Here is an 18,339-nt window from a genome sequence, read left to right on the forward strand (position 1 = left end):
GTTTATTCTGTTTTATAAATTGAAATTTTGTTTATTTTGCACAACCCGCCTTGTTTTTCCCCAATTTATGTCGCATGAAAAAAGTTGCTGATGCGATAATTAGGACAAATGCTAAGCTTACAAAAAAACCGATACGGACTTCTTTTTCAATAATGGTACCTGCGATAGCTGTGATAATAAGTAAAATCCCAAAGGAAGACTTTAGTTTATCCATAGTTTTCCTTTAAGTATTTTAAAGGAAGAAAGAAGGATAAAAGTCCAGTTATATAGTAAAAGAATTCCAGCAGCTGTTGTAATATATTCGAATATTTTCCCGGGTAATAAAAGGGCAGCAACAACAGATGCAAAGAGCCCTATTCCTCCAAGAATAAAAGAAGGGAGAGGCAGCTCGTTAAACTTTTTAAGTTTTTTTTGGAAAATTCTCGGAGCGTCTCCATCCTTTGCTAAAGTTACTAATAGACTGGTTACACCGAATAAAGAAGCTGTCATGGTAGAGAATCCTGCAATAATGATAGCACCATTAAAAACATGTGGGAAAAAGGTTAAGTGATACTCCGATAACGCTGTTACGAAGGGACTTTCTTTTTCGGAAAATTGATCGAGCGGTGCTAATATTGTTGCTAATCCTAATGAAAGAACATAGATTATGACGAGAATGATGAGCATATTTGTACCTGCTTTTGGTGCATCCTTCTTATCTTTCAATTGCATTGCCATTAACCCAATAACCTCAATTCCTCCATATGCATAAAATGCAAATAGTAAAGAAATCCAAAAGCCTTTGTAGCCTTTAGGAAAAAGGTCGTCTATAGATTTAGGGACAGAAACAGCACCATTGCCTCCATGAATCCAACCGAAAACAGCAGCAGCAGCTAAACCAATAAACATTATAATGGCTGCTGTCTTAATAATAGCCAAATAATTTTCTACACGATCGAATCCTTTTGTTCCTAGAAAAACAACAAACAAAGAAAGAACAGCGTAAATACAAGCGAATACCCATAATGGGACTTTAGGAAACCAAAATTGAGATAACAGGGAGAGAGCGGTTAGTTGGCTTCCCATGATTAGAATGTTAGAAAACCAATAATTCCAGCCACAACTAAAGCCTGCCCATGGGCCAAATGCTTTATTTGCATAATAACAAAACGACCCTTCCTGTGGATCCTCCGCCGTCATTTTTGCCAATTGATTAAAAACAATATACGTACCAATCGCTGCTAAAATGAAGGTGAAAACAATGGATGGGCCTGTTTCCATTATTCCAAGGCTGGAACCAAGAAAATACCCTGTTCCAATCGTACAGCCCACACCAATTAATGATAACTGCCACCATTTAAGATTTTCTGATTTTGAATCTGCTTTTTTATTTGTCATTGTGTTCTCCTCTTTAAGTAATAATGAAGGAATTACAAAATAGATAGTGTAGCCTTTATTAGTATGTCAGCTTTTTCGGCAATTATTTGTATAACTAATAAACATTAAAAAATAGATTAAACTATAGCAACTTTGTAATAAAAAAGAATAATATTTACTGATGAAATAATAGTGGAATGATGGTAACTTAGATACAGGGAGATATTATTTTAGAGGAGAAAAAATGATTAGATTTGACAATTATTTATTTGTTTTATTATTGAATGTCGTACCAATTTTTATTTACTTCTATTATTTTCATAAAATGAAAATTAAGAATACTCGTCTGTTTACAGCTTTTTATTGTTCAACGATATTAATTTTAGCCATGGCATTGTCATTAGAAATTGCTCCAGGACATATTTATGATTTAAGGACGATTCCATGGTTGGTCGCCTTTTTTTATGGGGGCTTACCGGCTGGGTTATTAACTACTATGGTTATGGCGATTTACCGATATATGATTGGATATAATGAAGGGCTAATGATTACTATTATCATTGTTCTATTAACAGTGCCAGTCTTGTGCTATACGATAAAAATGTACAAGCAGGCTAAAACATATGGAAAAAAAATAATGATTGCTTGTTCCACATCACTTATCCCAATAAGTATTGATGTAATTGCTACTTCATTTTTTACAAATAAACTAACTATTATGTTTGTGATTTACTTGTATTTATCACATCTTGTTACCCTTAGTATCGCAATTTATTTAATAGAATCACTTTCTTATCAAGAACGAAAGCAAGAGCAAATGCAACAAACTGAACGTATACGACTGATTGGCGAAATGGCTGCATCTGTAGCTCATGAAATACGTAATCCGTTAACAGTAGTAAAAGGGTATACACATTTATTAAAAGAAGATTCTAATATTACTGGGAAACAACAAGAAATGCTTTTACTTATATCTTCAGAATTGGTGAGAGCTGAAAAAATAATAAATGATTATTTATCACTTGCTCGACCAAATCAAGGGAAAAAAGAACAGATCGTGCTAGCGAAGATTATCAAAAAAGTAGAAGAACTGATGTATCCATATGCTCTTTTAAATAATGTGAAAATTTATAATCAAGTTCAAACAACTTGTATAATTGAAGCTGGGCATGATGAAATCTTGCAATTATTTATTAATATGATAAAGAATGCGATTGAAGCAATCGAAGACAAAGGGGAAGTGATTATTTCTGCAAAACTGTCAGAAAATCATTTAAGGATAAATATTAAGGATAATGGCAAAGGAATGTCGGAAGACGAACTTCAGAGACTCGGAACGCCTTTTTACTCAACAAAAACACAAGGAACGGGAGTTGGAATGATGGTATGTTTTAATATTATTCATCATTTGAATGGCAAAATTAAAATCAACAGTAAAATAAATAAGGGAACGACTTGCTCTGTAATTTTTCCACTTAACCATAAATAAGGAAAAAGGAAGGGGCAGAGATTAAGAACTGCCCCTTCCTTTTTTGTGAAAATAGTGGTAAACGATTACAGGTGTTTGTAAGTAGTTTATAGAAGTTTAAAGGAGTAATGGGTACAGTTTGTCGACAGGAAGAGTTTTAATATCCTATTTAAACTTTCGATTATCAAGAGGGGGGTCTACAGATTAAATGAATAGTAACTTGTTTTTTTAGCATAATAGTTTATAGAGTAAAAAATATGACAATTTTGATTAATAATTTATTTTGTTGGTTTTATGACTTTATTCTCTCTTTTCGTGATAAACATCACTTTTCTTGAAAAAAACTCTGTTTTTTTGTCAAACTTACATTTATTTTTGTTCAAAAAGTGGTATTATATTAGAGGAGTTTAATAATGGAGAGGTTGTACATCTTCTTTTAGTTTGTAGAAAAAGAGACTCAAAAAGTTTTGTACATACCTTCATTTATTCTAACTAGAGTTAGTTAAAAATTATCTTTTTGCAAAGTTTTGTGCATAGAATCACAAAACATTTGTTAATAACATTTAAGCTAAGTGCTTATAGTAAAGGAGAATCAGTTATGTCAGAAACTACTGCGCAAACCAATGCTGAAAAACAACTGACTGCAACAAATCAAGACCTATTGGATCAGTTGCTAAAGCCTGAGGTACAAGAATCATTGACAACATTAATGGAGCAACTACCAAAGTTAACTGAAATGGTTAATGGTTTATCTAAAACTTATGATGTTGTTCAATCATTATCCCAAGATGAAGTATTTAAAAGTGATATCGTTGGGGCAACAACGGAAATGTTCGAACCAGTTATTCATTCTGTTAAAGGAATGGCATCCGCTGCTATCGAAGCAAAAGATCGTGCAGATGCAAGCAATGAAACAATTGGTGTATTCGGTTTAATGAAAATGTTAAAAGACCCACAAGCACAAAAGATGTTCCGTTTTTTACAGAGCTATCTTCAAATCATGTCAGAACGCAATAATAAATAATCTTTCAAGTAGTCTTCCTTTAGTCAGTAATGGCGTTAATAAAAGAATTTATTTATGTGAAAACTGACAGGGGAGCCTGCCAATACTTTTAAATGTAATAAGGACGGGGGATTTACTATGTCAAAACATATTGTTATTTTAGGTGCTGGATACGGTGGCCTGTTAGCAGCTTTAAATGTTCGTAAATTTTACAGTAAAGCGGAAGCTACAGTAACCGTTATTAATAAATATCCAACACATCAAATCATTACTGAATTGCATCGCTTAGCAGCAGGTAATGTTTCTGAAAAAGCTGTTGCTATGCCACTAGAAAAATTATTTAAAGGCAAAGACATCGACTTAAAAATTGCTGCTGTTGATTCTTTCAATGTAGATACAAAAGAAGTTGCTTTAGGCGATGGAACTAAATTATCTTATGATGCATTAGTAGTAGCGCTAGGAAGTGTAACAGCATACTTCGGTATCCCAGGTCTTGAAGAGAACAGTATGGTTCTTAAATCAGCAGATGATGCAAACAAAATCTACAATCATGTAGAAGAGCGTATTCGTGAATATGCTAAATCAAGAAAACAAGAAGATGCAACAATATTAATTGGTGGTGGCGGACTAACAGGTGTAGAACTTGTTGGTGAACTTGCTGATATCTTACCAGGATTAACAAGAAAATATGGCGTTGATTTCCGCGATATTAAATTACTATTAGTAGAAGCTGGTCCGAAAATTCTTCCTGTTTTACCAGAAGACTTAATCGAACGTGCTACTAAGAGTTTGGAAAACCGTGGTGTTACTTTCTTAACAGGCTTACCAGTAACAAATGTGTCTGGCAATGTAATTGATTTAAAAGATGGTCAACAAATTGTTGCTAATACATTTGTATGGACTGGCGGCGTACAAGGAAATCCACTTGTTGGAGTTTCTGGATTAGAAGTAAATCGTGGTCGTGCAACTGTAAATGATTTCCTACAATCTACTTCACACCCTGATGTATTTGTAGCTGGTGATAGTGCTGTTTACTTCCCTGCTGATGGGGATGGTCGTCCAGCACCACCAACTGCTCAAATTGCTTGGCAAATGGGAGAATTAATTGGATATAATCTATATGCTTACCTTGAAAATAAAGCATTAGATACATTTAACCCAATTAATTCTGGTACACTTGCAAGTCTTGGTAGAAAAGATGGTGTAGCAATCGTTGGAGGCAGCTCGACTCCATTAAAAGGATTACCTGCTTCCTTAATGAAAGAAGCAAGTAATATTCGTTACTTATCACATATTAAAGGGCTATTCAGCTTAGCTTACTAATAATAAAGAAGAAAAAGATGAGAGACAGTGTATTAGCCCTGTCCTCATCTTTTTTTATTTGTATCCACTTGAGAATGGACTATTCCTCTTATTGTCACAACTATCTCTGTTATTTATGTCATTTTCTTAATAGAATTGTAAGGATATAAAGGATAATTTTCGTTCTTTTTCACAAACTATTATTATCTTTGAAAAAGGTGTAATTGTCTGTTTTTCTTGATTCTCTATCATACTAATTAGTGATAGAGGAAGGAAGATATTGACGATACAAAGGGAGTAGTCTAAAAATATGAAGCGCTGTTTATTATGTATATCTATTGTATCCATCTTGTTTTTAGCTGGTTGTTGGGATCATTCGGAATTAAATCAAAATTCGATTGTAACGGGGATAGCAATAGATAAGGGGAAAGAACATAAATACAAACTTTCGATAGAGAGTACTTCTGCTGCTGAATTAAATCCAAGAACTGCTCAAGGTTTAGCCCCTGCGATTGTCTACTCGATAGAAGGAGATACGGTAGGGGAGATTACCCATAAGTTTAATACAGCAATATCAACCCATTTAGTTTTTTCACATACGAGATTGCTTATTATCGGGGAGGATATTGCCAGAGAGGGTATTCTAAGTTTTATGGATTATTTTGATAGGGACAGAGAGATAAGAGATGACTTTAATATAGTTGTAGCAAGGGATACAGAGGCAGTAGATTTTTTGCGAATAACGAATGATTATCAAAAAGTTTCCTCATTAAAAATATTTCCCCAACTAGACAATATGTTAAAGGAATGGGGAGGAACTCCAGGCATTAAATTAAATGATTTTATCCGTACCTATTCATCACCTGGACAAGTTCCTGTTTTGTCCGCTATGAAAATTGACGGGGAAAAAGAAAAAGGGTGGAACCTTGATAACATTAAAACAACAGTACCAGGGGCGATAGCAAAAATTGATTCATTGGCAATTTTTAAAAATGGAAAGCTGCAAGGATATTTGGATTTAAATGATACAAGGATGTTAGTGTGGATTCAAAGTAAGTTGGAACAGACCTCCTTGAGCATCCCCTATGAGAAGAACAAATTTTTCGGCTTGCGTGTTATGCATTCTAAGACAAAGATTAAAGCTAGACAAGTGAATGGCCGACCTCAATTTGATATATTTATTAAAGCTGAATCCATTCTAGATGGCTCTGAGAAAGGGATAAAAGCTGCAAAAGCAAATGCGTTTGAAGATTTTGAAGACAAAACAAACCGTTATCTTGAAAAAGAATTTAGTAAGTTGATTGAAAAAATGCAAAAAGAATATGTCGCAGATATATTTGGATTGGGAGAAATATTTAGAGATCAAGATTACAAGCATTTTAAACAATATGAAGATAATTGGGATACAGGTTTTAAAGATGCGAAGATTAATGTGCATGTAAATGTAGAAATAAAAAGGAGTGGATTTCGAAACAATAGCAATAATATAAAATAAGCAAATGGCTTATTGATAGAAAAAGTTGTTCAGGGAGTCGACTTAAGAAACGTTTTAGTCACAATTAGGATATTTGTCAACGTTCTGAAGGTGATTTTTTTGTATTTTTAGAAAGAGGAATTATTTAAAAAAGTAGAAAATAGGATTATTATAATAAAGAGAAATAAGCAATACTTCACAAAAAAGGGGAGAGTTAAAAGTGAATATATCTGAATTAATTACAGGGAGAAGAACAGTAAAAAAATTCAAAACGAAAGATGTAGAGAATTCTATTATTTTGGAATGGCTTCAACAGGCAAAATTTGCACCGAATCATAAAATGACAGAACCATGGAGAATTCTTTTTGTTGGAGAGAAAACCCGAGCAGAACTAAAACATAAAACAAATTTTGGCGGAGCTTCTAAGGTTATTGCTGTTTTATCGCATAAAGGAAGAAACCAAATCGAAAGGGATGAAAATTTAGCATCAGTTTCCTGTTTTATCCAAAATTTTATGCTGCAAGCATGGGATGCGGGAGTAGGTACGTTTTGGAGTTCTGTCGGATCTTCGGCTTTAGGAAGAAAATCGTTAGGAGTAAGCGAGGACTATGAAGTGGTAGGAGTACTCGCTATTGGCTACCCGGAAGAAATTATGGAACCAAAAGCACGCACGTCTATCGAGGAGAAAATTACCTATTTAGATTAAAACGTGATCTATTAATTTTCGATAAGCGAATAAAAGGCCAAACAATCATACGAATCTGTTTGGCCTTATTTTTGGTCGGACATCTCTGTTCCAGCCATTTTTTTATGTTGCTTTCAGCTAGGAAAATAGAAATAGAGAGAAATAATTTTTTCTGATAAAATGGATAGAATCCTCTTATTGCGGAAATTTCTTTAAGTATATATAATAACGTGGTATATATCGAAAAAGGATATATTTTAAGGAGTATGGCATTTAGGAGGACTGTAAATGAAAAAATTGCTTTTACTTGCAACCGGCGGGACAATTGCCTCAATAGAAGGAAATGAAGGACTTGTTCCTGGTTTGTCTGCAGAAGATCTCCTTCAATATTTTAAGAATGATATTTTAGAAGTTGATGTAACTTGTGAAATCATTATGAATAGAGATAGTACTAATATGCAGCCGGAACATTGGGTTATGATGGCTGAGACCATTGCTGAGCGGTATCATGAATTTGATGGTTTTATTATTACACATGGTACAGATACATTAGCGTATACATCAGCAGCACTTTCTTATATGCTTCAAGGTCTCGAAAAACCTGTTGTAATCACTGGATCACAAGTCCCGATTAGTTTTAAACAAACAGACGCTAAGAAAAATGTTATAGATAGCATTCGCTTTGCGAAAGAAGAGATAGGCGGAGTTTTTGTCGTTTTTGATGGACGTGTTATTATCGGTACAAGAGCAATGAAAATGCGAACAAAGAGCTATGATGCATTTGCTAGTATCAATCATCCATATGTAGCGACGATCGAAAAAGATCAAATTCACTTTTTATGGAAGCCTGACAAGACGACAACTGATTTGCTGTTGAATACAAGCATATGTCCTGATGTTTTTTATTAAAATTGCACCCAGGTACAAAGCCGGAGATATTTAATTTTATTAAACAGCATTATAAAGGGGTCATTATTGAAAGCTTTGGTAATGGGGGCTTACCTTTTGAGGAAAGAAATCTATTACCAAAGATTGAAGAAATGGTAGAGGAAGGAATTGCTGTTGTTATCACAACTCAATGCTTGGAAGAAGGACAAGACCTCCTACTATATGAAGTAGGAAGAAAAGTGGCGCAATACAATATTATATTATCCGCAGATATGAATACAGAAGCAATTGTGGCAAAATTAATGTGGGTATTAGGAAATGAAGCATCATTAAATGAAATAAAAAATCGCATGGAGAGCCAAATAGCTTATGATTTATCAGTTGATTGGGAAGGGGAAAGATCCAACTACTGAGTGATGAAGCTTCCAATCTATCTTTTTAGTGATAGATTGGAAGCTTTTTTCATTCAGTAGTTGGAGAAATACGGTCTCAATTTCAAGTAGTCCATGATGCCTATTTTTGTTTTTTGTGGTCTTATCTAAATCTTCATGACTATTTATTTCTAGTTAATAATGTTACTATTAGATTAGGTGTGCTAGGTGTATTTGGTATTGAGATGAAACTTTAGACCTAATAAATAAGGGTGTAATAAAAAAACGTGACTATAGGATTATATACTAGTAGAATAATAGATAATATCATAGGTACTAAAGAATATATAATAGGGGTAATAGAGTTTAGTAGTAACAAGATGATAGATTCAAGAATAACCAAATAATGAACTAAGCAAATAGATCTAGGAGGTATGTAGTGGTGAAAAAAGTAGTTGTACCTGGAATATTTCTAGCAGCATTATCTTCCCCACTTTTTATGGATGAGGCTCACGCAGCTTCCGTTACGAAGTATGTAGAAGTGAATAAAGGATCGGTATTGAATGTAAGAGTCGGTCCATCAATCAGTACAAGTGTGGTAACCACTTTAAAGGCAGGAGAAAAAGTTAGTGTCCTTTCGGAAACGAATGGCTGGTCAAAAGTGGATGTGGATGGAAAGATTGGATATGTATCATCAAGTTATTTGACAACAAAGCAAGAGAGTTTCGTAAAATATGTTTCTATTGATCCGTCTTCTACTTTAAATGTAAGAGAGTCAGCTTCGACAAAAGCAAATGTAGTAACAAAGCTTAAAAACAATACAAAAGTCGAAGTTATTTCAGAGTCCAATGGCTGGGCAAAAATTAAAGTAAATGGAATAAATGGATATGTATCATCTCAATACATAAAAGCTGTACAATCAGAGGAAAAGAAAACAACGAATAGTTCAAACAAACAACAAAAAGTGACTAAATACGTTAATGTTGATACTGGTTCCAGTTTAAATTTAAGAAACAGTCCGTCCAATTCAGCTTCCATTATTGTAAAATTGGCTAAAGATGTACCTGTAACGGTTTATTCAGAATCCAATGGCTGGTCGAAAGTAGAAGCGTATGGAAAACAAGGATATGTAGCAACACAATATCTAGCAGAGAAAAAGGGAACTTCAAGTACAGAGAAGAAAGATGAAACTAAAACAAGCGCTAGTAAAGAGGCAACGGCAAAAACAACGGCGAAATATGTCAATGTTGAAAAAAAATCTTCCCTTAATGTTAGAAAGGAAGCGAGTACGAATAGTTCCATCTTAACAAAACTTTCTAGAGGAACAGAGGTAAAAGTTCTGTCGAGTGCAAATGGATGGGATAAAGTAACTGTATCTGGAAAAACAGGCTATGTAAGTAGTAGTTATCTATCGGAGAAAAAAATTACAGAAGCAACAACTAATAATAATAAAGCAACTGAAAAGAACAGCGGCAATACACCAACATTAGTAAGTAAGAAAGTCAATGTTCAGGCGGGTTCTAATTTAAATGTAAGATCTACTGCATCAACAAGCGGATCAATCAAAGGAAAGCTTTCAGCGGGTACGGTGGTAACAGTACTATCCGAGAAAAACGGCTGGTCCCAAATCAAAACAAGTAAAGTAGAAGGCTATGTAAGCAGTGAATACTTAACAAGCATATCTACTCCAGATAAAGGAACAGACAAGAACGAAGCGAAACAGCCAGAAAAAGCACCAACTGGAAAAGAAATGAAAGTCAACGTTCAGGCGGGTTCTAATTTAAATGTAAGATCTACTGCATCAACAAGCGGATCAATCAAAGGAAAGCTTTCAGCGGGTACGGTGGTAACGGTACTATCCGAGAAAAACGGCTGGTCCAAAATTAAAACGAGTAAAGTAGAAGGCTATGTAAGCAGCGAATACTTAACAAGCATATCTACTCCAGATAAAGGAACAGACAAGAACGAAGCGAAACAGCCAGAAAAAGCACCAACTGGAAAAGAAATGAAAGTCAACGTTCAGGCGGGTTCTAATTTAAATGTAAGATCTACTGCATCAACAAGCGGATCAATCAAAGGAAAGCTTTCAGCGGGTACGGTGGTAACGGTACTATCCGAGAAAAACGGCTGGTCCAAAATTAAAACGAGTAAAGTAGAAGGCTATGTAAGCAGCGAATACTTAACAAGCATATCTACTCCAGATAAAGGAACAGACAAGAACGAAGCGAAACAGCCAGAAAAAGCACCAACTGGAAAAGAAATGAAAGTCAACGTTCAGGCGGGTTCTAATTTAAATGTAAGATCTACTGCATCAACAAGCGGATCAATCAAAGGAAAGCTTTCAGCGGGTACGGTGGTAACGGTACTATCCGAGAAAAACGGCTGGTCCAAAATTAAAACGAGTAAAGTAGAAGGCTATGTAAGCAGCGAATACTTAACAAGTATATCTACTCCAGATAAAGGAACAGACAAGAACGAAGCGAAACAGCCAGAAAAAACACCAACTGGAATCGAAAAAATTGTAAATGTTCAAGCAGGTTCTAGTTTGAATTTGCGATCCACACCATCAACAAGTGGGAAGATTCTTAGTAAGCTCCCAGCAGGTACCGTGGTTATTGTACAAGCGGAGGGAAATGGTTGGTCTAAAGTAAAAGTTAATAATTTAGAAGGCTATGTCAGCACAGAATATCTATCTACCAAAGGCAATGGATCAGCTAATGCAACGATTAATAAAAATTATGTGAATTATAATCTCACACTAGAAGAAATGACAAATATTCAATTAAGTGTGAATCCACAAACAGATAAAAAATATGACACATATATAAGAGAAGATGCGATTGCTTTTAAAACAGCAGATTCAACAAAGGGTACTGTAATCGGAAATGGCTGGAGATTACGCGGAGGTGCTGGAACCGATTATTCTGTTGTCAGTACCTTGACTAGTGGCCAAGTATTAACGATTACTTCTAAAATCAAAGGAACAGATGGTTACTACTGGTATAAAGTGAATTATTCACAATCATGGGTTACTGCTAGTAAGGAAGACACTGCTTACTACCTTAATCCAGACAATTTTATTAATAGTGATACACAATCACTGCAATTTCTAAAATTATCTGCAAAAGCAAACGTAGATGATAAAGAAGTAGATAGTAAGATTTTAGCTGGAAAAGGAATTTTAGCTGGAAAAGCTTCTGCCTTTGTAACTGCCGCTAATGCTTATGGAATTAATGAAATTTACTTGATATCACATGCACTTTTAGAGACTGGAAATGGAACGTCCACTTTAGCAAATGGTGTCAAGGTTAACGGTAAAACTGTGTATAACATGTATGGTATTGGTGCCTATGATGGATCTGCCATTTCAAGCGGTGCACAATATGCTTATAATGCAGGATGGTTTACGCCAGAGGCAGCCATTATAGGTGGTGCCAAATTTATTGCCCAAGGTTATGTTAATGCTGGACAAGATACTTTATATAAAATGAGATGGAATCCTGATGCAGCTGAGAAAACTGGAAATGCAACGCATCAATATGCTTCCGATATAGGCTGGGCTACTAAACAAGTGGGCCAAATTTATAACTTATATAATCTGTTAAGTTCCTATACATTAAACTATGAGATTCCAACTTATAAAGTAAATACAAAGTAAAAATAAACGGTTTCATTGTTTTACAAATGGAAATAGATAACTATATTATTTTCCATTTGTAAACATTAGAAGGTAAATCATTAGTCTGGTTAATGGTGTTTGGAAAGAGTGTTTGTAATCTTTCCAAACACTACCCAGATGCATTTATACCATTCCGCAACTTTATTACTTTCAGGGATTAAATATAATTATAAGAACTGTCTTTTTGAAAATAATTGATTCGATAATCTTTTTGCAACAATTGTTACTTTCCTAACTTACCCATTCCCCTAAGTAACCGTTATAATTCTATCCATTTTAAAAATTCCTCGCTTCAAAATAACTGAAAGAAGAAGTATTTATTTGTTTTCTTTTCTAACAAGTAATAGGATAAAAACACAAACTAAAGTTTTCCTTCTGCAATCTATCATTTCTTCTCAGTAATAGAAGAAGATGAACGTTACATAGAATGAAAGTGAACGTAATACAGAACAATTTTAATACGATTATGGTTGAAGAACCATATGTAGAAACTACTATCTATTCTCGTGAGTTTCCAATATGAAGGCGTGTTTTACTCTTTTTTATGAAGAATTTGGGATTCGAAATGGGGAAATAGATGGATCTATAGTATTTAATAAGCAGTGTATGAAAGTGAGTTAGGGAATTTATGATTAGTAAGGTAAATAAAAAGATGAGAGAATATACCCAATAAAAGAAACACTTAACGTTAGTAATACAGAAAAACGTTAAGTGTTTTCATGTTTGAGGCTTGATAATGAAATACAATAATGCGAATGTATATTATACACATTCCTGATTTTATCGCTCTTGAATAGAACTATCGATAGAATAGGGAGAAAAGTCGATATCTGATTCAGAATGAAGAAGAAATTTAGCAAGCTGTTGCCCAATAAATGGTCCCATTGTCAGGCCAGATGCACCTAAGCCGTTAGCAAGGGTTAACCCTTCATAATGCTTTACTTTTCCGAATACTGGAAGGAAATCGTTTGTGAATGGGCGGAAACCTACTTTTACTTCACTCCATATGCCTTCTGATATGCCTGGTGCAAACAGTAGAGCTTTATCAATTATTTCTTTTATTCCTTCAATTGTAACATCGGGAGATAATTCGGTTGTATTTTCATGTGTTGCCCCAATTACAATCGTATTATTTTCTAAAGTTAATAAGTATTGGTCATGTGGTGGCATCACTACAGGCCAGTTGGAACATTGAATGTCCTTTAATTGGATATGAAGTATTTGTCCCTTTTGTGCTTTTACGTCAAAAGCTAAGTTTAGTGGCTCAAGCAATTCATTTGCCCAAACACCAGCAGCGATAACTACTTCATCTGCATAAATAGATGTGTTGTCACGAAGGGTAACCCCTTTAATTGCATGCCCCTCTTTCAACAGGGTACAAGATGAATGGATAAACCTTGCTCCTAATTGTTTGCTTGCCTCCATGAGGGCGTTTCGTAATGACCAGCCATTTACTCTTGCTGCACCACTTATATGCAATGCCCCATATCCAGAAGCTAATAAAGGGAATAGAGACTGAGCTTCTGAAGATGAAAGAATGTCAATATCTCCAATTTCTGGTGCATCTATTTTTCGTTTTAACGTTCTTTCTTTCATAGCTTCCAATTTAGTAATGTCTGAATGCAGACTAAGCGCACCAACTTTTTTATAGCCTGTATTTAGCTGATGATAGTTTTGTAAGTCATTTACAAGAGTGGGATAGTATTTTGCCCCTTCTCTAGCTAATAGATACCATTTTTTGTTTCTACGTTGGGAATTCCAAGGGCAAATAATTCCGGCAGCTGCTTTTGTAGCTTGTCCACGATCTTCCCTATCGATGACAATAACTTCAGCCCCGCGCTTTGCTAATTCAAAAGCAGTAGCAGCGCCAAGTATTCCGCCGCCCACGACCACTATTCTTTTCATATAATTATCAATTCCTTTTTTAGTTAGTTTCAAGCTGATTTCAAATGATTTTCTGTTTTAAACACAAGTTGGATTAGACAGATACTTTTCTATTTACAATTTCATCAAAAGTAAAAATTGGATAGATTAAATCCTGATTTAAGACAAAATAATATCAGTTTAAAAGAGTGCAATATTTCTGTAGAACCGCAGCTAAAATAAACAGCTATTACTAATATAACATAGTGCAAATATAGTTTGAATTCATCCTTTTGAGGCGGTTGTTCCATACAGTTAGATGTATTATTTAAACTAAAAAGATAATAAGTCTGTAGTCTGGTAATGTGTTGTCTAGTGTTTTGGAAATGGAGAGTAGGGCGAGAAACGTTAGAAAATGTCGATATCATGCGACAAAATACTACTATTAAGAACGACTTAGTACAATATGTTAATTATTAAATCTGCATTTTAATAGGGATTTAATGGAAGTGTATAGGGAAAAAGTTTGGAAAAAATGTGAACAAAGATAGAAAAAAGACATTTGAAACACAATTGTAATATTCCTATTACTTAAATGACAAATTATGATGTTATACTTCTATTTGTGGCGAAAGATGTTTTATATAAAGAACTTTCGTCGAAAGCGGGATTATCGTTTGATTTATAGAAGAGAGAATACTATATTAAAAGAGTCTCTCTACCAATTACAACCATAAACATATAGACAATACATAGACAATTAGATTATAAGAATTCTACATTAGATAAGTGCAGGGGGAAAATGGAAATGTTAAAAAAGAAACTAGTGGTACTAAATACAACGATATTACTTGGGTTAGGGACTAGCCTAGCTGTACCAGGAATAAATGCTCATGCGAATCAATCACCTAGCATTGTTCAACAAAAGGAATCTTTACAAGGCCAAATTTCAGACGCTCAAATTAAGATTGTAGAAACGCAAGAAGAATTAAAGAAACTAGAAGCACAAATTAAAAGAGTGGATAAGGCAATCGAGGAAAATAAAGCACTTATTGAAGAAACAAAAACAAAGATGGAAACAACAGAAAAAGAAATTGCAACCCTTGAGAAAAAGATAAAAGAATTAGAAGATAGAATTGAAAAAAGAAATGATGTATTAAAAGAAAGAGCACGTACCTTCCAAGAAAATGGAGGAAACGTTGATTATATTGAAGTCTTATTCGGTGCAGCTAGCTTTAAGGAGTTTGTTGACCGTGTAGGTGCTGTAGCTACAATCATGGAAGCAGATCAAGATTTAATCGCAAGCAATGAAGCGGATAAAAAAGATTTAGAAACGAAGCAAAACGAAGTAAAAGAAAAGTATGATGAATTGAAAAATACAAAATTAGATCTTGAAGAAATGCAAAAGCAAAATCAAGATAAACAAAAGAAAAATGAGCAAGCAAAAAATGATTTAAAAGCAAAAGAAGCAGACAATAAAGAACGTAAAGCTAAATTGGAAGAAAAGTATGGTTCATTACAATCTGTAGAACCACAAATTAAAAAGATGATCCAACAAAAAGAACAAGAAAACTTAAATCAATTAGTTGCTACAACAGTTGGAACTAGTGATAATGGAAGTTCTAATAATTCTTCTTCCGCAAGTTCTAATAAATCTAAAACAAGTTCTGACAAAACTACATCAGGCTCAAAGAAAACAGTAAAAGCAAGTGGTAGTAAATCAAAAGCTATTACAGCAGGATATAAATATATTGGTAATTCTACTTATAAATTTGGTGGAGGAAGAACAGCATCTGATGTAGCAAACGGATTATTTGATTGCTCTGGTTTTGTTAGCTGGGCTTATTCACAGGCTGGATATAGTATTCCTGCAAGTACAGATGCTTTGAAAAACGCTGGAACTCGCGTATCTACAAGTGATATGCAGCCAGGCGATCTAGTATTCTTTAACACATATAAAACGGATGGTCATGTTGGAATCTACATTGGTGGAGGCAAGTTCATCGGTTCTCAAAGCTCTACTGGTGTTGCAATAGCATCTATGGACAGTGGATATTGGAAAACTGTATTTAATGGAAGAGTTGTTCGATTCTAATATTTTAGTTTTTATAAAGCATTACTTGATGAAATTTCATCAAGTAATGCTTTTTATTCTGATTCATTATATTTAATATATACCCCAGTATTTAAAATTTATGCATCATATCATAATTTTATTATGAATATTAGCAGAATAATAATAAGGCTGATTAATCATTGGAATCCTTATAATAATGGGGGGAAATCGGGTATATAAGAAGTAATTCTTGACCAATAAACAATTTTATTATAAAATTTTTAATCGGAATCGTTTGGATTTATATTGACACTCAACAAGGAAAAGTCTATTATTAAGTGTCATGTATTATAGAAGGAAAGAAATGAAAACTGTTTATCTAGTGTTTAAATTATAATTTTTTCTATTTGAACAAATATTTTTAGCCTTTAAATCGTAATGAGTACGAAATGACTGTTTTTGCATGAAACATTCCGAGAATGAATAGATTGCCACAAATCGCAAAAGTTATTAAAGCTAGATAAATGAAAAAATAACAAATAAGTGCTTTGATAAAAATATTTCAAAAAAACTAACCTATCTTTATTTAAAACAGAATTTAAAGAGAAACGATTATAGAGGCGTTATGGATAAGGAAGATTATAAATAAACAAATGGAGAGGAGTAATTACTATATGAAACTAGCGACAGTATCAAAAATTACATTTGGTTATGAACATGTTCCTGCTCTTGAGGATGTATCATTTGAATTAGAATATGGGGAGTTTGTTGGGATTACAGGACCTAATGGCGCAAGTAAATCTACCTTATTAAAGTTATTATTGGGTCTACTAAAGCCATGGTCAGGAGAAGTGAATATAAGTAAGTTAAATGCGAGTGGAAAAAAATTAACAGTAGGTTATGTTCCTCAACAAATTTCTTCTTTTAATGTTGGCTTCCCAAGTACTGTAATAGAACTTGTTCGATCAGGCAGATATCAACGTAAGAAATGGTATGAAAGATTAAAGGAAGTAGATCATGAAGCAGTCAAGAAATCATTAGAAATGGTTGGAATGTGGGATTATCGAAATAAGAAAATTGGGGAGTTATCAGGAGGACAAAAGCAAAAGATTGTAATTGCACGTATTCTAGCGTCTGAACCTGATTTGCTGGTTTTAGATGAACCGACTACAGGAATGGATGCAGATAGCAGGAAAGGCTTTTATGAATTTATGAAACATCAAGTAAATGAGCATAATAGAACAGTTGTTATGGTAACACATGATCAAGATGAAGTAGAAGATTATTTAGATAAAATTATTCATATTGAGAAAGGAGAAAAAGGTGGATGGAGATGTTTGAGCTTGAATTCATGCAAAGAGCATTTTGGGCAGGTGGGCTCATTGCAATAATTGCACCAATCATTGGAATTTATTTAGTCCTGCGGAGACAAGCATTGATGGCAGATACATTGTCACATATATCATTAGCAGGTGTGGCAATTGGTTTTTTCTTTCAAACGAATGTAACAATTTCTAGTCTCCTCGTTGTAATGGCTGGAGCAATTGGAATTGAATATATGCGACGAGCATACCATACTTATTCAGAAGTATCGATTGCCATTCTAATGGCTGCTGGATTATCGTTCGCTTTATTTCTCATGAGTTTATCTAGTGGCGGAATGACGACAAGCATGGATCAGTATTTATTCGGAAGTATTATTACGATTAGCAAACAGCAAGTAAATATATTAGCAATTGTTACTGGAATTATTCTTCTATTTTTTGTTTTCTTTACGCGACAGATGTATATTATGACTTTTGATCAAGATACGGCAACAACTAGCGGCATTAATACCAATATGTTATCCATAGCATTTAGTATTTTAACTGGTATCGCTATTTCAGTAATTATCCCAACAATCGGCGTGCTATTGGTTTCTGCTTTGTTAGTATTACCATCTGCCTTTTCCATCAAATTAGTAAAAGGCTTTAAATGGGTATTTTTCGTGGCTATTTTAGTAGCGGCTGTTAGTATCTTTACTGGATTGTTTTCATCTTATCATTTAGGAACGCCTCCTGGTGCAACCATTACTCTATTATTAGTAGTTATTTTGCTAGTAGGCTTTTTAAGTCAAAGGATTTATATGATGGTTCGCCGTGCGACAAGTCAGAAGAATTATAAAAAGGTTGGATGATAAAAAGAGGAGTGCTTT

At 34.1% G+C, this 18,339-nt stretch carries 10 protein-coding genes and 2 pseudogenes; 10 read left to right on the top strand and 2 right to left on the bottom strand.

Going from position 1 to position 18,339, the window contains the following annotated elements:
• Positions 1-31: 31 nt before the first annotated feature.
• Positions 32-1,377 (bottom strand): annotated as a pseudogene (locus tag C2I06_RS02295) (amino acid permease).
• Between the two features lie 223 nt (positions 1,378-1,600).
• Between C2I06_RS02295 and C2I06_RS02300 the strand changes: the two are divergent.
• From C2I06_RS02300 to C2I06_RS02330, 7 genes and pseudogenes are all read left to right on the top strand, one after another.
• Positions 1,601-2,845 carry an ATP-binding protein gene (locus C2I06_RS02300; RefSeq protein ID WP_095333088.1) on the top strand — a complete coding sequence of 415 codons (1,245 nt, stop codon included), beginning with the start codon at positions 1,601-1,603 and terminating at the stop codon, positions 2,843-2,845.
• A gap of 577 nt (positions 2,846-3,422) precedes the next feature.
• Positions 3,423-3,848 (top strand): DUF1641 domain-containing protein, encoded by a 426-nt coding sequence (locus C2I06_RS02305; RefSeq protein WP_095333086.1) that lies wholly within the window; start codon positions 3,423-3,425, stop codon positions 3,846-3,848.
• A 117-nt stretch (positions 3,849-3,965) separates the two neighbouring features.
• On the top strand, positions 3,966-5,150 hold the full coding sequence (locus tag C2I06_RS02310; protein ID WP_095333084.1) for an NAD(P)/FAD-dependent oxidoreductase: 1,185 nt from the start codon (positions 3,966-3,968) through the stop codon (positions 5,148-5,150).
• Between the two features lie 289 nt (positions 5,151-5,439).
• Positions 5,440-6,624 carry a Ger(x)C family spore germination protein gene (locus C2I06_RS02315; protein WP_095333082.1) on the top strand — a complete coding sequence of 395 codons (1,185 nt, stop codon included), beginning with the start codon at positions 5,440-5,442 and terminating at the stop codon, positions 6,622-6,624.
• A 199-nt stretch (positions 6,625-6,823) separates the two neighbouring features.
• Positions 6,824-7,309, top strand: coding sequence for a nitroreductase family protein (locus C2I06_RS02320; protein ID WP_095333080.1), 486 nt, complete (start codon positions 6,824-6,826; stop codon positions 7,307-7,309).
• A 267-nt stretch (positions 7,310-7,576) separates the two neighbouring features.
• Positions 7,577-8,589, top strand: a pseudogene (locus tag C2I06_RS02325) (asparaginase).
• Positions 8,590-8,989: 400 nt separating this feature from the next.
• Positions 8,990-12,205 carry an SH3 domain-containing protein gene (locus C2I06_RS02330; protein WP_164463603.1) on the top strand — a complete coding sequence of 1,072 codons (3,216 nt, stop codon included), beginning with the start codon at positions 8,990-8,992 and terminating at the stop codon, positions 12,203-12,205.
• Positions 12,206-13,006: 801 nt separating this feature from the next.
• On the opposite strand, the gene C2I06_RS02335 is transcribed toward C2I06_RS02330, so the two are convergent.
• Complete coding sequence (locus C2I06_RS02335) at positions 13,007-14,131, bottom strand: NAD(P)/FAD-dependent oxidoreductase (protein ID WP_095328982.1); 1,125 nt, start codon at positions 14,129-14,131, stop codon at positions 13,007-13,009.
• A 766-nt stretch (positions 14,132-14,897) separates the two neighbouring features.
• On the opposite strand from C2I06_RS02335, the gene C2I06_RS02340 reads away from it, so the two are divergent.
• From C2I06_RS02340 to C2I06_RS02350, 3 genes are all read left to right on the top strand, one after another.
• A complete protein-coding gene (locus C2I06_RS02340) occupies positions 14,898-16,184 on the top strand; it encodes a C40 family peptidase (protein WP_123257380.1) in 1,287 nt (428 codons plus the stop codon).
• Positions 16,185-16,819: 635 nt separating this feature from the next.
• Positions 16,820-17,536, top strand: a complete 717-nt coding sequence (locus C2I06_RS02345; protein ID WP_047942923.1) for a metal ABC transporter ATP-binding protein — start codon at positions 16,820-16,822, stop codon at positions 17,534-17,536.
• Positions 17,473-18,321, top strand: a complete 849-nt coding sequence (locus C2I06_RS02350) for a metal ABC transporter permease (protein WP_095328984.1) — start codon at positions 17,473-17,475, stop codon at positions 18,319-18,321. The genes C2I06_RS02345 and C2I06_RS02350 overlap by 64 nt, the downstream gene beginning before the upstream one ends.
• Positions 18,322-18,339 lie beyond the last annotated feature (18 nt).

The sequence above is a fragment of the Niallia circulans genome (assembly GCF_003726095.1).
Lineage (GTDB): Bacteria > Bacillota > Bacilli > Bacillales > Cytobacillaceae > Niallia > Niallia circulans_A.

Coding starts and splice junctions, on each gene's coding strand:
- C2I06_RS02300 (WP_095333088.1), top strand. CDS start 1,601: ATGATTAGATTTGACAATTATTTATTTGTTTTATTATTGAATGTCGTA.
- C2I06_RS02305 (WP_095333086.1), top strand. CDS start 3,423: ATGTCAGAAACTACTGCGCAAACCAATGCTGAAAAACAACTGACTGCA.
- C2I06_RS02310 (WP_095333084.1), top strand. CDS start 3,966: ATGTCAAAACATATTGTTATTTTAGGTGCTGGATACGGTGGCCTGTTA.
- C2I06_RS02315 (WP_095333082.1), top strand. CDS start 5,440: ATGAAGCGCTGTTTATTATGTATATCTATTGTATCCATCTTGTTTTTA.
- C2I06_RS02335 (WP_095328982.1), bottom strand. CDS start 14,131: ATGAAAAGAATAGTGGTCGTGGGCGGCGGAATACTTGGCGCTGCTACT.
- C2I06_RS02340 (WP_123257380.1), top strand. CDS start 14,898: ATGTTAAAAAAGAAACTAGTGGTACTAAATACAACGATATTACTTGGG.
- C2I06_RS02345 (WP_047942923.1), top strand. CDS start 16,820: ATGAAACTAGCGACAGTATCAAAAATTACATTTGGTTATGAACATGTT.
- C2I06_RS02350 (WP_095328984.1), top strand. CDS start 17,473: ATGGAGATGTTTGAGCTTGAATTCATGCAAAGAGCATTTTGGGCAGGT.